This is a genomic window from Pseudonocardia ammonioxydans, assembly GCF_900115005.1.
Classification (GTDB): Bacteria; Actinomycetota; Actinomycetes; order Mycobacteriales; family Pseudonocardiaceae; genus Pseudonocardia; species Pseudonocardia ammonioxydans.
On record NZ_FOUY01000071.1, the window covers coordinates 1 to 16,572 of the forward strand.

At 70.1% G+C, this 16,572-nt stretch carries 17 protein-coding genes and 4 pseudogenes; 8 read left to right on the top strand and 13 right to left on the bottom strand.

Annotated elements, in window-relative coordinates; genetic code table 11:
* On the top strand, nucleotides 1-328 hold a 328-nt coding region (locus tag BM093_RS32005; protein WP_143105649.1), incomplete at its 5' end, for a transposase.
* Between the two features lie 25 nt (nucleotides 329-353).
* Here BM093_RS32005 and BM093_RS38500 read toward each other — a convergent pair.
* Nucleotides 354-524: pseudogene (locus BM093_RS38500) on the bottom strand (IS701 family transposase); the annotation flags it as partial.
* A gap of 155 nt (nucleotides 525-679) precedes the next feature.
* On the opposite strand from BM093_RS38500, the pseudogene BM093_RS38505 reads away from it, so the two are divergent.
* Nucleotides 680-1,006: pseudogene (locus BM093_RS38505) on the top strand (hypothetical protein); the annotation flags it as partial.
* 335 nt (nucleotides 1,007-1,341) lie between these two features.
* Here BM093_RS38505 and BM093_RS37685 read toward each other — a convergent pair.
* From BM093_RS37685 to BM093_RS32060, 10 genes are all read right to left on the bottom strand, one after another.
* On the bottom strand, nucleotides 1,342-1,818 hold the full coding sequence (locus tag BM093_RS37685; protein WP_245773944.1) for a nuclear transport factor 2 family protein: 477 nt from the start codon (nucleotides 1,816-1,818) through the stop codon (nucleotides 1,342-1,344).
* Nucleotides 1,819-1,912: 94 nt separating this feature from the next.
* Complete coding sequence (locus BM093_RS32020; protein WP_093356213.1) at nucleotides 1,913-2,674, bottom strand: SDR family NAD(P)-dependent oxidoreductase; 762 nt, start codon at nucleotides 2,672-2,674, stop codon at nucleotides 1,913-1,915.
* Between the two features lie 98 nt (nucleotides 2,675-2,772).
* Entirely contained in the window at nucleotides 2,773-3,264 is a 492-nt protein-coding gene (locus BM093_RS32025; RefSeq protein WP_177238832.1) for a nuclear transport factor 2 family protein, read from the bottom strand.
* Complete coding sequence (locus BM093_RS32030) at nucleotides 3,261-3,731, bottom strand: nuclear transport factor 2 family protein (protein ID WP_093356215.1); 471 nt, start codon at nucleotides 3,729-3,731, stop codon at nucleotides 3,261-3,263. Before BM093_RS32030 ends, BM093_RS32025 begins: the two co-directional genes overlap by 4 nt.
* A 41-nt stretch (nucleotides 3,732-3,772) precedes the next feature.
* Nucleotides 3,773-4,222, bottom strand: coding sequence for a nuclear transport factor 2 family protein (locus BM093_RS32035; protein WP_093356218.1), 450 nt, complete (start codon nucleotides 4,220-4,222; stop codon nucleotides 3,773-3,775).
* A 19-nt stretch (nucleotides 4,223-4,241) separates the two neighbouring features.
* The gene (locus BM093_RS32040; RefSeq protein ID WP_177238833.1) at nucleotides 4,242-5,150 is read right to left on the bottom strand and encodes an SDR family oxidoreductase; all 909 of its coding nucleotides are present in this window, start codon (nucleotides 5,148-5,150) and stop codon (nucleotides 4,242-4,244) included.
* Nucleotides 5,151-5,259: 109 nt separating this feature from the next.
* Nucleotides 5,260-6,444 carry a homogentisate 1,2-dioxygenase gene (locus BM093_RS32045; RefSeq protein WP_093356226.1) on the bottom strand — a complete coding sequence of 395 codons (1,185 nt, stop codon included), beginning with the start codon at nucleotides 6,442-6,444 and terminating at the stop codon, nucleotides 5,260-5,262.
* Nucleotides 6,445-6,941: 497 nt separating this feature from the next.
* On the bottom strand, nucleotides 6,942-7,343 hold the full coding sequence (locus BM093_RS32050; RefSeq protein WP_093356231.1) for a nuclear transport factor 2 family protein: 402 nt from the start codon (nucleotides 7,341-7,343) through the stop codon (nucleotides 6,942-6,944).
* A gap of 13 nt (nucleotides 7,344-7,356) precedes the next feature.
* Nucleotides 7,357-9,351 (bottom strand): acetoacetate--CoA ligase, encoded by a 1,995-nt coding sequence (locus BM093_RS32055; protein WP_218163029.1) that lies wholly within the window; start codon nucleotides 9,349-9,351, stop codon nucleotides 7,357-7,359.
* A complete protein-coding gene (locus BM093_RS32060; protein ID WP_093356235.1) occupies nucleotides 9,348-10,307 on the bottom strand; it encodes a 3-keto-5-aminohexanoate cleavage protein in 960 nt (319 codons plus the stop codon). Before BM093_RS32060 ends, BM093_RS32055 begins: the two co-directional genes overlap by 4 nt.
* Nucleotides 10,308-10,522: 215 nt before the next feature.
* On the opposite strand from BM093_RS32060, the gene BM093_RS32065 reads away from it, so the two are divergent.
* The 5 genes from BM093_RS32065 (at nucleotide 10,523) to BM093_RS32095 (ending at nucleotide 15,489) form a co-directional block, all read left to right on the top strand.
* Entirely contained in the window at nucleotides 10,523-11,218 is a 696-nt protein-coding gene (locus BM093_RS32065) for a FadR/GntR family transcriptional regulator (protein ID WP_177238834.1), read from the top strand.
* Between the two features lie 297 nt (nucleotides 11,219-11,515).
* A complete protein-coding gene (locus BM093_RS32070; protein WP_093356244.1) occupies nucleotides 11,516-12,553 on the top strand; it encodes a hypothetical protein in 1,038 nt (345 codons plus the stop codon).
* 226 nt (nucleotides 12,554-12,779) lie between these two features.
* On the top strand, nucleotides 12,780-13,790 hold the full coding sequence (locus tag BM093_RS36365) for an acyl-CoA dehydrogenase family protein (RefSeq protein WP_177238835.1): 1,011 nt from the start codon (nucleotides 12,780-12,782) through the stop codon (nucleotides 13,788-13,790).
* A gap of 9 nt (nucleotides 13,791-13,799) precedes the next feature.
* Nucleotides 13,800-14,846 carry an NADP-dependent oxidoreductase gene (locus BM093_RS32090; protein ID WP_093356260.1) on the top strand — a complete coding sequence of 349 codons (1,047 nt, stop codon included), beginning with the start codon at nucleotides 13,800-13,802 and terminating at the stop codon, nucleotides 14,844-14,846.
* Between the two features lie 55 nt (nucleotides 14,847-14,901).
* Entirely contained in the window at nucleotides 14,902-15,489 is a 588-nt protein-coding gene (locus BM093_RS32095) for an NADPH-dependent FMN reductase (RefSeq protein ID WP_093356264.1), read from the top strand.
* 63 nt (nucleotides 15,490-15,552) lie between these two features.
* On the opposite strand, the pseudogene BM093_RS35565 reads toward BM093_RS32095, so the two are convergent.
* Nucleotides 15,553-15,636, bottom strand: a pseudogene (locus BM093_RS35565) (transposase); the annotation flags it as partial.
* A 455-nt stretch (nucleotides 15,637-16,091) separates the two neighbouring features.
* On the opposite strand from BM093_RS35565, the gene BM093_RS32100 reads away from it, so the two are divergent.
* A complete protein-coding gene (locus BM093_RS32100; RefSeq protein ID WP_143105652.1) occupies nucleotides 16,092-16,280 on the top strand; it encodes a hypothetical protein in 189 nt (62 codons plus the stop codon).
* Here BM093_RS32100 and BM093_RS38270 read toward each other — a convergent pair.
* Nucleotides 16,273-16,572 (bottom strand): annotated as a pseudogene (locus BM093_RS38270) (ISAs1 family transposase); the annotation flags it as partial. The gene BM093_RS32100 and the pseudogene BM093_RS38270 overlap by 8 nt on opposite strands.

Genomic DNA, 16,572 nt, shown 5'->3' on the forward strand with positions numbered 1-16,572 from the left:
TCGCCCGCTGCGACCGGGCGGACGGTGGAAGACCGTGACTGTGTACGCGATCACCAGCCTGACCGGTTTCGACGCCGACCCGGGCCTGCTCGCGCGCTGGATCCGCGGCCACTGGGGCATCGAGAACCGGTTGCACTGGGTCCGCGACGTCACCTACGACGAGGACCGCTCCGCGGTCCGCACCGGGAGCGGTCCTCAGGTCATGGCCGCCTTCCGCAACCTTGCGATCACCGCCCTGCGGCTATCGGGTGCGACCAACATCGCCGCCGCGCTGCGTCACCACGCCCGCGACACGCTCCGACCGCTGGCCACCTACAAGATCACCTGACGACTTTGCCGGGACCCTGACCCCGGAGCAGGTGCTGCATCCCGTCCGGACTGGGTTCGCCGGCGTGCTCAGCGATGCTCCAGCAGGTCTTGCGTGGCAGCTGCGCGAGCATCCCGCGCAGGAACCGGGTGAAGCGTTGCCGGGTCTCGACCCGCGGGAACCGGCCAGCGATCCGATCGAGGAGTTGACCTTCCACTACCGGCCACACACCGGCCTCTACGCTGTGACCCGCGGCCACCGCGAGATCTTCTGATGTCGACACAGCTGATGATCATCACGCGGTGGCCGTTCCACGTTCCCAGGCGTCCCGGCTAGCAAGATCACGAAGTCCAGCTGGAGTACAACTAGAACGTGGTCCTCGTCGCAGGGGGCGAGGTCCCGAGGTACGGGGCGGTCGCGGCCCTGGGACGTGTCGCCGACCTCGTCGACGCCACCGTGATGTCCGAGGCCAAAGGGGCCGACCTCGGGTTCCCGAACACGCATCCCCGGTTCGTCGGCAGGCTGGGGTCCTCGCCTTGGGCACTGGATTCCGCCGACGTCGTCGTCCTCGCCGGGGTCGAGCTGACCGAGGCGACCCTCCCCCTGCCGGACTTCGGCGACGCCGTCGTCGTCCAGGTCAGCACCGACGCCCTCGCGCTCCGGCGTCAACATCCCGGCCGTGTCGGGATACTGGGCGACCCTCGGCGCCTGTTCGAGGGGGTGGCGAGTCGACTTGAAGCACAGGGAGGCGCCTCGAGAGCGCCGGGAGTCTGGGTCCGGGAAATGCGGGCTCGCTTCGGGACGACTCGGGAGGCGTTACGGACCCGGCTGATCGACGGCGCGGGTGGACGGGTCTCGACGGCCGGACCTGCGGATCCTCGTCGTCCCGCGCGGCGCCGACTCGCCCGGCGACGGCGTGGTCGTGGAGAAGGAGCACACCCGGCTCGTGGTCACACCCCGGACGCGACCGTCGCGACGCCGACCCACCGGGAGCAGCGCGGCCCGGCTGTGGCGACCGGGCCCGACACCAGGGTTCACACCGATGATGGCCCTCGCTCGGCCTGCAGGTGGGCTTCCAACGGCGGTCTGGTGGTGAGGTCTCTCGGCTCGGTGAGGATCTCCAGCCTCAGACGGGTCAGCTCGAGAGTGCTGATTCTCCAGGAGTCCTGGTGGAGACGGTAAGTCTCGTAGTAGTGCCCGTAGCCGATCATGTGCGACACCCCGTCGGGCGAGGGAGTCGTCCAGTGCAACTGATCCTCCATCGCCCAGACGCCCCTGGCCTCCTTGGGGCCGAGGATCTCGATCTCCGGCATGAATCCCCGGTGGATGGTCGTGCACTGCTCGACCACCTTCTCGAGCGTGCCGAGAACCTCGTCGATGGGCTTCGCCTCGGTGTGAATGTCGTGGAAGAGCGCGGTCGCGCCCGGGACGAAGAGGTCGCGGAAGAGGTCCATCCGCTTCGTGTCGGCGTAGCGGAAGTAGCGCGCCTTGAGGATCTTGATCTCCTCCACCGCGCGGAGACATTCGAGAACACTCACATCCTGTGACATAGATCCACTCGATTCTCTGGGGCTGCGTGCTCGGGTGTCGTCGTAGTCGGGCCGGTCAGCGGAAGCCGGCGGTCACGCCCCCGTCGATCGAGAAGTTCTGGCCGGTGACCCATTCCGACTCGTCGGACGCGAGGTAGACCGCGAACGCGGCGATCTCCTCGGGTCGCCCCGGGCGTTGGATGAGGTGCTTGGAGAGCTGCCAGTCGCGCGCCTCGGCGTTCATCGCCGCCGCGGTGGCCGGGGTGTCGACGAAGCCCGGCGAGATCGCGTTGACCCGGACGTTGCTGGCCGCGCCCTCGGCGGCGAGGGCGGTGGTCAGGGCCAGCACGGCCCCCTTGGCCGCGGAATGGGCGGCGACCCCGAACCGGGCCACCCCGCGCACCGCCCCGTACGACGCGGTGTTGATGACGGATCCGGCGCCGGCCTCGATCATCAGCTTCCACACGGGGTTAGTCGTGTTGAAGACGATCTCGACCTCGTCACGCAGGACCTGCCGGAACAGGTCGATCGTCATGTCGGTGAACGGGGCGAACGCGAACCCGGCGGCGTTGTTGTACAGGACGTCGATCCCGCCGAGGGTCTCCGCGGCGCGCTCGACCCAGGCGCGTGCGGCGACCGGGTCGGTGAGATCGACGGTGCTGCCCTGCGCGTCGTAGCCCTCGTCCTGCAGGAGCGCGGCGGTCTTCTCCGCGGCGCCCTCCTGGAGGCTGCATCCCACCACCCGGGCGCCCTCCTCGGCGAAGCGCCGCTGCGCCGCCTCGCCCTGCCCACTTGACGTCCCGGTGATCAGGACGCGCTTGCCGCTCAGTCTCGCCATCGCGTTTGTCTCCTCGATTAGTGTCACACCGTGTTGCAGGGGTTGGGCCGGCCGGGCGGCGCGGCCCGCCGTCGGGGCGGGTCCACACCACCCGGACGTCACCCGGTCACGTCGCCGACGTGCACGCGCACGTTCGCCTGGGGGTGCTCGGTCCAGTGATTCAGGGCGACCTTGCGGTAGCTGATCCGCCACCGGCCCGCTCGGCGCTGGTACCGGTCGTGGAAGATGGCCGCGGCGGTGATGTACAGGCCGTCCGCCGACACCAGGATCGCGGCGGCGTGGCCGACACCGGAGGCTTGCTCGCCGCCCTCGACGTCGCCGTTCTCGAACTCGACGATGTGGTTGGTCGTGATGTGGTTGACCACACGGAAGCCGGTCCACGACTCCCGGGCGTACTCCGCGATCTCGGCGTGGCCCGCGCAGCGCGCCGGCGGGTGGTCCACGTCCCACACCGCGTCCTCGTGCCACGCGTCCAGGAAACGATCGAGGTCGCGTCCGTCCAGCCCGATCGCGTAGCTGTCCATCGCGGTCGCGATCTGCAGGCGCGCGTCCAGTTCGGCGATCGAGACCGGCGGGGGCGCGCCGCTCACGACACCGTCGCCTTCAAGGCCTCGATCCCGGCGCCGAGGATCCCCATGTTCCCCTCGCTCCAGGTCATCGAGAACACCAGCCGGGAGATGCGCCATCCGTCTGCGGTCCGAACGTACTCGTCGACGTACTCACCGTGCTCGCACAGCGAGGGGGCTCCGGCGGCGGTGGTGAGGTAGGCGCCGCCGATCAGCTTGTGCCGCCCGCTCGCCCGGTCTCCGTCCACGGTGATCTCGTGGTTGCCGAGCAGGTGCTGGGTGTGGTCGAGGTGCTCCATGATCGACCGGCAGCCGTGCAGGATCTCCTCGATCCCCTCGCACGGCCGACCGAAGGAGAAGTCGGCGTAGCCGTCCTCGGCGAACACCGTGCGCATCAGGTCCCAGTCCTGCTCGTCGAGGGCGCGGGCGTAGCGGGAACGCAGTTCGAGTATCTCGGTCCGGTCACTGAGTGTCTGGAGGGTCAACGTCATTGTTGCGGCGTCCTCTCGGTTGCGCTCGTCCGTGTCGGATCTCAGCTGTGCTGCTGGCTGAGGATCCCGACGTTCCCCTCGCCCCAGGTGATCGTCAGCTGCCGCCGGGAGATCCTCCAGCCCTCCTCGGTGCGGACGTACTCGTCGACGTAGTCGCCGTGCAGCGCCGCGGACGGCGTACCCGTGGCCTTCTGCAGGAAGGCGCCGCCGATCAGCTTGTGCCGCCCGCTGGCCCGGTCCCCGTCGACCGTGATCTCGTGGTTGCCCAGGAAGTGCTGGGTGTGGTCGAGGCTGTCCATCTGCGAGCGACAGCCTCGGATGATCTCGTCGATCCCGTCGAACGGCGTCCCCAGCGCGAAGTCCGCGGAGGCGTCCTTGGCGAACACGGTGCGCATCAGGTCCCAGTCCCGTTCGTCGAGCGCGCGGGCGTAGCGGGAACGCAGTTCGAGTATCTCGGCCCGGTCGCTGAGTGTCTGCAGGTCCCACGTCATGATCGGTTACTGTCCTTTCTCAGGAGCGTGGCGGGACGTGCCCGCCCTGCTCGTTCAGGTAGTCCGCGAACGTCCTGGCCGGTCGACCGAGAGCCCGCTCGATCGCGTCGGAGAGCGGGACCCTGGGGGGCTCCGCGTACGGCTCGATGATGCGAGCGGCGCTCCTCGGCATCCCGGCGACCGCCTCCAGCCACGCCCCGTACGCGTCGAACGACACGGGCCGGACCTCGACCGGGCTGCCGCGGAGCGCGCCGAACCCCGCGGCGATCTCCTCCGCACCGATCTCTCGCGGGCCGGTCAGGCGCAGGGTCGGTTCCTGCACCTCGGGCACCAGCAGGTGGTGCACGGCGGTCTCGGCCACGTCGTCGGGATGGACCAGCGCAAGGCCGGACGATCCCAGGGGCCAGACGAGGCCTCCCGCGTTGATCCCAGGGCCGAACAGCGGGTTCTCGTCGATGCCTGCGAACCAGGTGGAGCGCAGCAGGACGTGCTCCACACCGGAGGCCCGGATGTGGTCCTCGGAGGGACCGTGCAGCGCCGCGACGGGGTTGGGCGGCTGCGCCCGTTCGTGCTCGTCGACGTCGTCCCAGGTCCGGTAGAGGATGTCGCTGGAGAGCTTGACGACCCGCCGCACCCCGGCGCCCACCGCGGCGCCGACGGCGTTGATCTCCGGGGTGGGATCGCCGATCGACCGGGTGACGAGCATGACGTGGTCGACCCCCTCGAACGCCGGCGGCAGCGTCGCCGGATCGAGGAGGTCGGCCCGGACGACGTCACGCACCCCCAGCGCGGACAGGCGGCCCGCGCCGTCGTCGGAGTGGGTCAGGCCCCGGACCGGGACCCCCCGGTCGAGCAGGCCGCGACAGATGCGCCAGCCGGTCCGGCCACTGGCACCGATCACCAGGATCGTGGGGCTGGGGTCGTTCACGGCACTATCCGATGACGAGCGGGCACCGGCTCCGGGGTGGTCGCGAGTCCCGGCGGGAACACGCGGTCGAGGGCCCGGCCCCGCATCGGCTGTGCTGTCGCGGCCGATGTCAACTGTGGGACCGTCCTGCCGCATACCCGACGGCCTCGTCCGGCACGACACCGATGTGGGTGCCGGCGAGGCTGGTGTAGAGCCCGATCTGCGGATCGGGCATGAGGGCCTTGCGCCCGGCCTCGGTCCAGGTGAGCGTCGAACGGCAGTCGAAGTTGAGCTTAAGCTCTTGCGGGCGCTCGACCGGCCCGTCGGGGGTGAACGGAGGCCGCTTGATGCCCGGGTGGGGGATCGAGGGCGGCAGTCGCCAGAGGTGTCCGTCCGTGTGCGGTGCCGCGTCGGCGACGTGGTTGAACCAGACCTCGTCGTAGTCGTTGAGGTGTGCGGGCGCCCCGATGCTCCCGTTCGGCTCTGGTGCGCTGGGCCACGGTTTCGGGCTCATCACGTTGAAGAAGAACGACTTGTCCTGGCTCATCAGCACAGCCGCGGCGGGCGGGGGCAGGAAGCCGTGCGAGGAGCCGAGCCCCGGGATGTCCCAGACGTTGAGGCTGAACATGACTGGGTCGCCCATCCAGCCGACGACGTCGGAGCACGGGTCGAAGTCGTAGGTAAGCCGGTGGACCTCACCCCGGAACTTGAGCCGCACCTCGGTCTCGACGTTGTCGATCTGGCCGACGGGCTCGGGGAGCTTCATCGCGGAGAAGTCGGTGAAGAAGCTGGTGAACCCCACCCCGTCCCACAGCTCTTCGGCGGGGACGACCGGCTCCAGGGTCTCGAAGATCAGCACCGCGTTCCCCTCGGTGCGCCGGGGGGAGTCGCGGTAGGCCAGGCCCTTGGGGACGACGACGAAGTCGCCGGCCTCCACCTCGAGCCGGCCGAGCTCGGTCTCGAGCAGGTGCTCCCCGCGATGGTAGAACCGGATCTGGTGGAAGTCCGCGTTCACCTCGGTGAAGGGCATCGGCTGGGCCCGACGTGAGAACGAGATGGCAATGCCATCGCCGTACAGCAGCGGCGTCGAGGATCCCTCTGGGTCGGTCAGGTCCGCCGGGGTCAGCTCGTTCGTGTCGACCCCGTTGTACATCACATCATCGCTCGACCAGGTCGCCGGGAACCCCACGTTGCGCGACCGGAACATGTGGACCCACTGGCCGAAGAAGCCCTGCTGGGTATAGATCTCGTCGACGTGCTCGGAGATTCCGGTCGGCGAGCGCGGGATGACTCCGCGACGGACGTTCGATGACACTGCACTCCAGTCGTTGTAGGGTCGCCGGCCTCCCGAACCGGGAGGTCGGCCGTGGTCGGTGGAGGAGGCCGCACCCGGGGTCGTGCGGTGACACGCTCCCCTCGGGGCTCGGGGCTCGGGGCTCGGGGCTCGGGGCTCGGGGCTGCGGTCGCGGACCGGCCGGCGCGGTGTCGGCGACGAAACCCGGCGCCGATGAGGGGAGGGATGCGGCTCGGTCGGAAGGGGCCGCGAGGTTCTCGCAGGTGCCGGGCCGGGCACGGCTGTGCGCAGTACTCGACGGCCGTGGTGGACCCGCCGTGCTCAAGATCGGTCGCGCATCGGCGCCTCCCCGTGTCATCGGCCACCTGCGTCCGGACGAAGTAAAGCAGTAAACATTCGATGTTCCAACCCCAGGCGGAGCAACGCTCGTCCCGCCGCGCTCGCGCTCACCCATCCCGGACCGGGCCGGACGTACGCGCGGGTGCGCCGATGGCCACGACGTGTGCCGGACCGGAGCCTCAGCCCGCGGCGCTGGCCAGCACGTCGGTCGCGCGCGAGTCGTAGTACTCCTCGAGGCGCCGGATCAGCCCGTCGGCGCCGATCTCGAGTCGCATCATCGCGGGCAGTCGCAGCGTCCTCCCGGAGAGCAGGTCGGCGGTGAGCACGTGCTGTTGGAAGGCCACCCGGCCCACCACGGACGTGCGGCGCTGCTCGTAGGTGCGGCGGGTGGAGGCCGCGCACAGCCCGCCCAACATCTTCACGACGGTGTCAAGATTCTGATCGACCTCGTCGTCGTTATGCCAGACGAGAGCGTCGGGGGCGAAACAGGCGCGCAGCTCGTCCATGTCGCCGTTCTCGATGCCGGCGACCATCCGGTCGATGACATCCGCGACGTCGGTGGCGGGAATGTCGATGCTCACAGCTACTCCCTGACTACGTCGTTCTGACGTGGTGCTCCCGAACGCGTCCGGCGCGTTCGGACCGTTCGGTGCGGTAGCGGGCGAAGCGCTCCAGGAGAGCGGGGGCGTCGACGGCCCCGGGGTCGGCCGCCCGGGCGACCTCGACGCCCTGGAGGATTCGCTTCACCGGGACTTCCAGCTTCTTGCCGGTGATCGTGTGCGGGACGGCGTCGACCGCGACGATGTCGTCCGGGACGTGTCGGGGTGAGGCCTTCTCCCTGATCGCGCTGCGGATCTCCTCCGCCAGGTCCTCGGTCAGCGTCGCGTCGCCCGCGAGCCGGACAAACAGCGGCATCCAGTACTCCCCGCCCGACTGCTCGGCGCCGACCACGAGTGCTTCGGCCACCGTGGGAAGTGCCTCGACCGCATGGTAGATCTCGGCGCTACCTATGCGGACCCCGTGCCGGTTGAGGGTGGAGTCCGAGCGGCCGCTGACCAGGACTGAGCCGTGGTCGGTGATGGTGATCCAGTCCCCGTGTCGCCACGCCCCCGGGTAGGTGGAGAAGTAGGTCTCCCGGTAGCGGCTCCCGTCGTGGTCGTCCCAGAAGTGCAGCGGCATTGACGGCATCGGCCGGGTGACGACCAGCTCGCCGGTCTCGCCGCGGACCGGCCGCCCGTCGGCGTCCCACGCGTCGAGGGCAACGCCGAGACACGGCCCGGAGAGCTCACCGGGAACCACCGGCAGCAGCGGTGCACCGCCCGCGAAGGCGCTCACCACGTCGGTGCCGCCGCTGGAGGACTGCACCTCGACGTGCTTCCCGACGTGGTCGGCGGCCCAGTCGTAGGCGCCTGCGGGCAGCGGTGCGCCGGAGGACCCGACGGTCCGCAGTGCGCCGAGGTCGTGGTCGGTGCCCGGGAGGAGCCCGGCGGACTCCGACGCCGCCAGGTACCCCGGGCTCGCACCCAGGAAGGTGATCCCCAGCCGGGCTGCCAGCGCCCACAGCCGGTCCGGCGAGGGGGAGGTGGCGGAGCCGTCGTAGCAGACCACGGTCGTCCCGAGCAGTAGCGCCGAGTTCCGGTAGTTCCACACCATCCAGCTCGGTGTGGTGTACCAGGCGAACCGGTCCGTGGGCCCGAGGTCGACGTGCAGGCCGATGGACTTGAGGTGCTCCAGGAGCACGCCCCCGTGCCCGTGCACGATGCCCTTCGGCGTGCCGGTGGTGCCGGAGGAGAACAGCACCCAGAGCGGGTGGTCGAACGGCACCCGCTCCCAGGCGGGCTCCGCCCGCGGCGCCACGGCCGCCGACCAGGGCAGACACCCCTCGACCGGTCCGCTGCCCAGGCGTGGCACCAGGTACACGGCGCGGAGCGTGGGCAGCTGCGCCACGAGCCGGGCGACCTCCTCCCGCCGGTCCCGGTCCCGCCCGGCGAACCGGTAGCCGTCCGCGGTCACCAGCACGGTTGGTCGCAGCTGGGCGAACCGGCTCGCCGCCGCGTCCGGCGAGTAGTCCTGCCCGCAGCTCGACCAGATCGCGCCGATGCCCGCGCAGGCCAGGAACGCCACCACCGCCTCGACGACGTCGGGCAGGTACCCGACGACCCGGTCCCCGCGGGTGACCCCCTCCGCGCGCAGTGTGGCGGCGACGGCGGCGACCTGCTCGGCGAGCTCCGCCCACGAGAGCACCCGGTCCTCGGCATCCTCGCCGACGCCGATCAGGGCGGCGCCCTCGGGTGGGCGGTCCCGGAAGACCGACTCGACGTAGTTCAGCCGGGTCCCGTCGAACCAGCGCGCCTGCGGCATGGAACCGGTCACCACCGCCGCCGCGGTCCCGGCCGTCGGGACGCGGTAGAAGTCGCGCACCGCCGACCAGAACCCCGCGAGGTCGTCCACCGACCAGCGCCACAACGCGTGGTAGTCGGTCCCGTCGGCGGGTACGGGGGCGCCGCGGCCGGCGCACCACCGCGCGAACGCACCCATCGCGGAATCCTCGACCGGCCCGGGCTCCGCGTGCACGCCGGCGCTGGTCACGGCAGGACGGGGGTGGGGATGCCGAGCAGCTTGCGGTACTCGTCCGCGGTGGCGGGCCGCCTGCCGTGGAGCTCGGCGATCTGCTTGGCCATCTCCAGCATTTCCAGGTTCCCCGAGAGCCTCTCGTCGCTGTTCGGGTACTTCCAGACGGTGTCCTCGGTGCCTACCCGGATGTGCAGCCCCAGCATGGTGGCCATCGTGGTCATGTACAGCGAGGCGCGACCGGCCGCGCAGACCAGGATCGGGCCCTCGGGGTCGATCCGGCGGATCTGGTCGACCATCATGAACAGGTGCAGGGCCATGTCCCTGGCGTTCGGCAGGTAGGTGCCCGACACAAGGGTGCGGCCGCTGTTGAACGGGAGCCCGTAGAGGATTCCCCAGTACGCGGGCAGCTTCAGCACCCCGGAGTCGACGAGCTTGCGCTTGGTCAGCTCGATCTCACCGGAGCTGTGGATGGCCAGGAACGGCTTCGCTCCGACGGCCTGCACGGCCTCGATTGCCGGGATCATGAACTCCTCGGGGTGCCCCGGCGCGCACGGTGCTAGCTCGGCGAGACCCGCGCGGGCAGGCTCCATGCACTCGTCGAAGGTGGAGCCGTTGAGCACGTTGCAGTCGCTGACGAACCCGGTGCCGTGCCGCTTGCGCAACGGTTCGAGCACGCTGCGGTAGGCGTCGACCGGAGTGATCTCCTTGTCGAGGCGCCGCCCGGCCGCGTCCTGCACCCACGTGTAGTCCAGGTGCACCCCCGCCGCGCCCGCGGAGATCACGGCGTCGGCCTCCGCGGTGTACTCCTCCAGGGACGTGGCGCCAATGCCGCTACGGCCCGAGACCGCGGTGTGCAGCACGATCTGCTCCGGAACGTCCCAGCGGGGCTGCAGCTCGAAGCCGGCTGCCAGCTGGTACTCCTCCATCTCCCTGCGCGCGGCGTCCCAGAGTGGGGGTGGGGTGGTGGTCATAGTGTGCTCCTTCGCCAGTCGTCCATCGCCCATGCCGGTGCGTCGATGTCACCGGTCACCGTGGGTCACGTCGTCACCTGCCCCGCGCGGCCTGCTGGGCCACGAGCGCCGCGACGGACCCTCGAGGGAGCGAACCAGAAAAGATAGAATGTTTCAAGACATTAGTGGCTCGGCTCGACGACCGAACCCTGCGACGTTTGCCTATGCTTCGTGTCATGCAGCCTGTCCGGCCCGCCGAACGTCGCCACGAGACCGTGGCCCGCCTCCTGCGCGAGGAGATCCTGCGCGGCACCTACCGTCCAGGGGAGCGCCTGCCGATCGAGCGGGAGCTGAGCCGGCACTTCGATGTGAGCCGCTCGGTGATCAGGCAGGCTCTGCTGATCCTCGACCAGCAGGGCCTGGTCCGGGTGCGCAGCGGCGTCGGCGGGGGTCCCTTCGTCGCCCAGGACACCATGCCCGCAGCGCTAGCGGCCTTCGAGAACACGCTCGCCGTCGACCCGTCCTCGGTCGCGGAGTTCGCATGGGCCAAGTGCATCCTCGAGCCGGCCATCAATGCGGTCGCCGCCGAGACCATCTCGGACGAGCAGATCGCCGCGCTCGAGACCAACGTGGAGGCGAGCAGGGCTGCGCTGGAGCGGGGAGAGTCCGCCGTCGACCACCTGATCGACTTCCACTCGATCCTGGTCAACTCCACGCGGAACCGGTTCCTGGCCATCATCGTGGAGCTCATGTCCCGCAGCATGGACCGTCTCACCGGCACCGCCGGCATCCGTCATCTCGACGGCGCCCACGTGCTCGAGGAACACGAGGCGATCATGGATGCGCTGCGCCGCCGGGATGCCGACGAGGTGCGAGCTTTGAGTCGTGACCACCTGACGGGCATCTGGCGCGAGGAGCTCGGGACAGACTGACTCTCGACGCCGCCCGGACCTTGAAGCATGCAATGTTTCGTGGTTTGCTGGCCCAGCCGAGCCACAACTGTCGTACGAGGAGGTGCCATGGTCGCTTTCGTGCATGCCGTCGGCTGTTCCGACACGATCCGGATCGGCCCCTCTCCCGTTCGTGTGCTCGGTCCCGTCCGTCCCTCGCCCCGGTCGAGGGGCCGCGACCCTGTTGCCTACCCCTCGCCCGCGACGGTGCGGCACGCTTCCGGAGCTGGGCGGATGAGGTCGGGACACTCTCCGATCCTGCTGAAAGGCGGTACCGCCATGACCGAGGCCCGTCTGCCCGACACTGAGCCCACCACCGACCTTTTCACCCGCAATGGGTTCGAGGGGCCCGCGTCGCTGCTGGTCAGGCAGCAGTACACCCCCACATACCGGAAGGTCTCCGGCAGCTACGCGCCGCGCAGACTCGAGCCATGGAACTCCCTGACCGAGGCCCCCGACCCGCGCGACCTGCCGGTGACGATCCTGCGCGGCCCGCGGGTGCGCATTGAGGTGTGGAACCGCGACCACGACACCCCGTTCGCGGTCCGCGACGTGCACCACGACCAGCTGATCTACGTGCTGGACGGGCACGCCCGGCTGGAGACCGACTTCGGCGTGCTCGACCTCGATCCACTGGACGCCGTCCTGCTCTCGCGCTCGGTCTCCTTCCGGCTGACCCGGGTCCGCTCCCTGCAGACGCTGATCGTGGCCACCGAGAGCACCCTGCACCTGAAGCCGAGCAACGCCGCGGTGCTGGACCCGAGCGCCATCGACACCCCCCGGCCCTACGACGAACCCGCCCGCCCGGACGGCGAGCACGAGCTGATCGTGCGCCACGGCGACGAGACGACGAGCTACTTCTACGAGCAGGACCCGGTGCACGTGTTGCAGGCCGTCGGCGCTCCCGCGGTCCAGCGGTTCAGCATGGGTGCGGTCCGACCCCTGACTGTCCCGGGCGCATCGTCGCCGCCCGCGAGCCTCGTCGTCGACCCGACCACCGAGACGATGATCTACTACCTCGGCGCCCGCGACACCGGCAGGCCACCGGTGCACCACAACGCCGACTACGACGAGATCGGCATCTACGCCAAGGGTCCCGGACCGCTGGGGGCGCTCACGGTCCCCGGCAGCGCGGTGTGGGTGCCCAAGGGCCTGATCCATCACGGCCCGGACGAGGACGTCCCGGAGGGCTACATCGCGTGGTTGATCGAGACCCGCGCGCACCTTGAGCTCACCGAGGCAGGTCAGCGGATCGCCCGGCTGGCGGAGACCACGGCGTTCCACGTGCATCCGAGCGAGGGCGCGCAGCAGTCCTGAGCCGGGTCGCCGTGCGGACGCCACGGGCCGTCGGGCGCGTGGTGGCGGTCGCGCCAGGTGTCCGGCGCATCCTGCGCCGATCGTCTTGGGTCGGCTGACGGTCGGTCCTGGCGTTCCGGTCGGTCTCCGCGGCGACAGAATTTGAGCTCACCATTCGACGCGCCATTCGCACTACGCATTCACCCAAACGGTCAGCGTCCACATCCAGCATCCCCAGGGAGCGCACGTGACCGCCACCATCACCGCCGATGACACCGCGATCGTATCGGCGGCCGCTGACCTCGTCCCCCGTCTGCGCGAGCGCAGCCCCCGGGTCGACCGGGAGCGGCGGATCCTGGACGACATTCTCGAAGACCTGACCGAGCTGGGCCTCTACCGGCTGACGGTCCCCCGCGCCCACGGCGGTCGGGAGGCGTCGCTGCCGCTCCTCGGCCAGGTCCTGCACCAGCTCGGCCGGGGCTGCGCCGCCACCGGCTGGGTCGCCGCGACCGGGCTGGTCTCCACCTGGATGGTCGGGCACTTCCCCGCTTCCGTGCAGGAGGCCGTCTTCGCCCGTCCTGACGTCCGGGTCAGTGGCAGCTTCACTCCCTCGGCCGAGCTCATCCCGGTCGACGGCGGCTACTGGCTGTCCGGGCGGTGGCCGTACAACACCGGATGTCTGCACGCCCACTGGGACGTCCTGGTGGCCCGGCTCGCCGGGCCGAACGGTCCGGAGCTCAAGCTCTGCGTGGTGCCGATGAGCGAGCTGACCGTCGAGGACGACTGGCACACCTTTGGCATGCGCGGCACCGGCAGTTGCACCACGGTCGGTGCGGACATCGCCGTCCCGGCCGACCGCGTGATCGATCTCGGCGAGCTGATGGCGGGTGCGTGGCGGCCGCGGCAGTGCGGGTGGACTCCGCCCGGTACTGGCGTACGACATCGCCCGGACCGTGTGGCAGGCCGGGGTAGACGGGGGCGACCTGAGCTTCGAGGAGCGGCACGCGGTGCAGGCCAGGCAGGGCTACACCGTCGAGATCGCGCGCCAGGCGGTGGAGCTGGTGTCGCGGTCGAGCGGTGCCTCGTCGATCCGCACGGACTGCATCCCCCAGCAGATCTGCCAGGACATGCAGGGGATGACCATCCACGCCGGGTTCAACCTCACGAGCTTGTTCGAGGCCTATGGCCGGGTGCGGCTCGGCCTGCCACCCACGACCCAGTTCGCCTGACCACGCCGGGTGACCGGCATCCCGCGTGAGGAGACCCGATGAAATCCCGTCAGATCAGACTCGCCGCCCGCCCGGTCGGCGAGCCGCGGGCGAGCGACTTCGAGACCGGGATGGCCGAGCTCGACCCGCCCGCTGACGGGCAGGTCCTGCTGCGTACCGTGTACCTGTCGTTGGACCCGTACATGCGCGGCCGGATGAACGACGCCGCATCCTACGCCGAACCGTGGCGGCTCGGTGACGTGCTGCAGGGCGGCACGGTGTGCGAGGTGCTCGAGTCCCGCTCGGTGGCCCTCGCTCCAGGTGACCTGGTCCTGGCCTATACCGGGTGGCAGACCCACGCGGTCGCCGACGCCGAGGGCCTGCGCAGGCTCGACCCTGCGCAGGCCCCCGTGTCGACCGCGCTCGGGGTGCTCGGCATGCCCGGCTTCACCGCCTACACCGGGCTGCGGGTGATCGGCCGACCGCAGCCGGGCGAGACGGTGGCGGTGGCCGCGGCGACCGGGCCGGTCGGGTCGGCCGTCGGGCAGATCGCCCGCATCGACGGGGCCCGCGTCGTCGGCATCGCCGGGGGCCCGCGGAAGTGCCGGGCCCTGGTCGAGGACTTCGGGTTCGACGCGGCTGTGGATCACCGGTCGCCCGCGTTCGAGGCGGACCTCGACCGGGCGCTGCCCGACGGCGTCGACGTCTACTTCGAGAACGTCGGCGGTGCCGTCGGGCAGGCGGTGATCGAGCGGCTCAACCGCTTCGGCCGGGTACCGGTCTGCGGCGTGGTCGCCGGAGCGAACTCCACGACGCCGCCCGACGGGCCGGTCCTGCACGCGGTCCTGCGCCACGTGCTCAGCCGGAGCCTGCTGATCCGCGGGTTCTTGCAGGCGGAGTTCGTCCCGACCCACCACGACGCGTTCCTCGAGGACATGACGGGCTGGATCCGCGACGGCTCCGTGACCTACCGCGAGGACATCGTGGAGGGCCTGGAGGCCGCTCCCGAGGCGTTCCGCGGCCTGCTCACCGGGCGCAACCTCGGCAAGCTGCTGGTCCGCGTCGGGGAGGACCCGACCCGGGTCGCCGACTCGGACGCATCCTGACCTGCCGCGGGGGCCTGTGGCCTCGCGCGAACCCGACGACCGGAGACGCACACACATGACCAGGATCGGCATCATCATCGGCAGCACCCGTCCGAACCGGGTGGGTGGGCAGGTCGCCCGCTGGGTCCACGGGCACGCCGTGCGGCGTGACGACGCGGAGTTCGAGCTCATCGACCTCCGTGACCACCCGCTCCCGCATCTCGACGAGGCCGTTCCGCCCTTCTTCGGGACCTACCAGAACGAGCACACGAAGGCGTGGGCGCGGACGATCGCCGCCTTCGACGGGTTCGTGATCGTCACACCCGAGTACAACGGGGGCACCTCCGGTGTCCTCAAGAACGCCCTCGACTACCCCTTCGCCGAGTGGCACGACAAGGCCGTCGGGTTCGTCTCCTACGGGATGTCCGGCGGCACCCGGGCGACGACCCAGCTGCGGGTGGTCGCCGGTGAGCTGCAGCTGGCGTCGGTTCGGCAGCAGGTGGCGCTGTCGCTGGTCACCGAGTTCGAGGACTTCACGGTCTTCCGGCCCGGTGAGTACAACCTCCCGAACCTGGACACCCTGCTCGGGCAGGTCGTCGCCTGGAGCACGGCGCTCGCCCCACTGCGGGCGGCGACGGTCCGGGAGCTCGTGCCGGAGGGCTGACTGCCTATGTACTAGTAAGGCCAGTCTTGGACCGCCGAGGTTGGTTCGCGGCGTGGGCGTCGTCAAGCTGGAGTTCAGACTCTCGACCGCGTTCGTGGTGTAGATGATCTTCCTGATCTCCGGTGGGAACGCCAGGAACGGGATGAACTCGCCCGTGCGACACGAGGTCGCACGAGTCAAGTGGACAACCAAGGGAGGTCGGCTGATGTCGATGGTGTAGTCCCAGGCCAGTGCTCGATGGCCTGTCCCCGCCCCGGCGTGCGTCATGGGTAACCGTGGGGTGTGAAGCCCGGGGTTCAAGCCGAAGAGGTCCTCGCTCCATCCGAGGACGACAGGTGAGGGGAAGGTCGGGCGGGCGAACGTGAGTGAACCCTCGATGACGCCTCGTCATCGTCGAGCCCCGCAGATGGGATGCGGTAGCGGGTGAGCAGGACTGGCCGCTGGGAAGCGGCAGGCGCTGGCCAAAGGGGAGATGAGGCCAGGAGAGCACCGCCGTCCCGGGGTGGAAGGGGGCGCCCAAGTTCGTCGCTCGTGTCGCCGCGACGCCGGGCGGCACGACGCGCGCACCATTCGTGACCGTGGTCACTCGGTATCCGCGGCAGGTGCTGGGTTCCATCGTGGCCGTCGTCGGCCCGCTCTTCACGCAGAACCTCTTGGTCCTGTTCTCTCCGACGTATGCAACCTCCCTGGGGCATGATCGATCGCAGGTGCTGACGGCGATCACTGTTTCCAACGCCCTGATGATCTTCGTCTTGATCGGGGCGCAGGGTCCCGGCAAAGTCGTCAGGTGATCTTGTAGGTGGCCAGCGGTCGGAGCGTGTCGCGGGCGTGGTGACGCAGCGCGGCGGCGATGTTGGTCGCACCCGATAGCCGCAGGGCGGTGATCGCAAGGTTGCGGAAGGCGGCCATGACCTGAGGACCGCTCCCGGTGCGGACCGCGGAGCGGTCCTCGTCGTAGGTGACGTCGCGGACCCAGTGCAACCGGTTCTCGATGCCCCAGTGGCCGCGGATCCAGCGCGCGAGCAGGCCCGGGTCGGCGCCGAAACCGGTCAGGCTGGTGATCGCGTACACAGTCACGGTCTT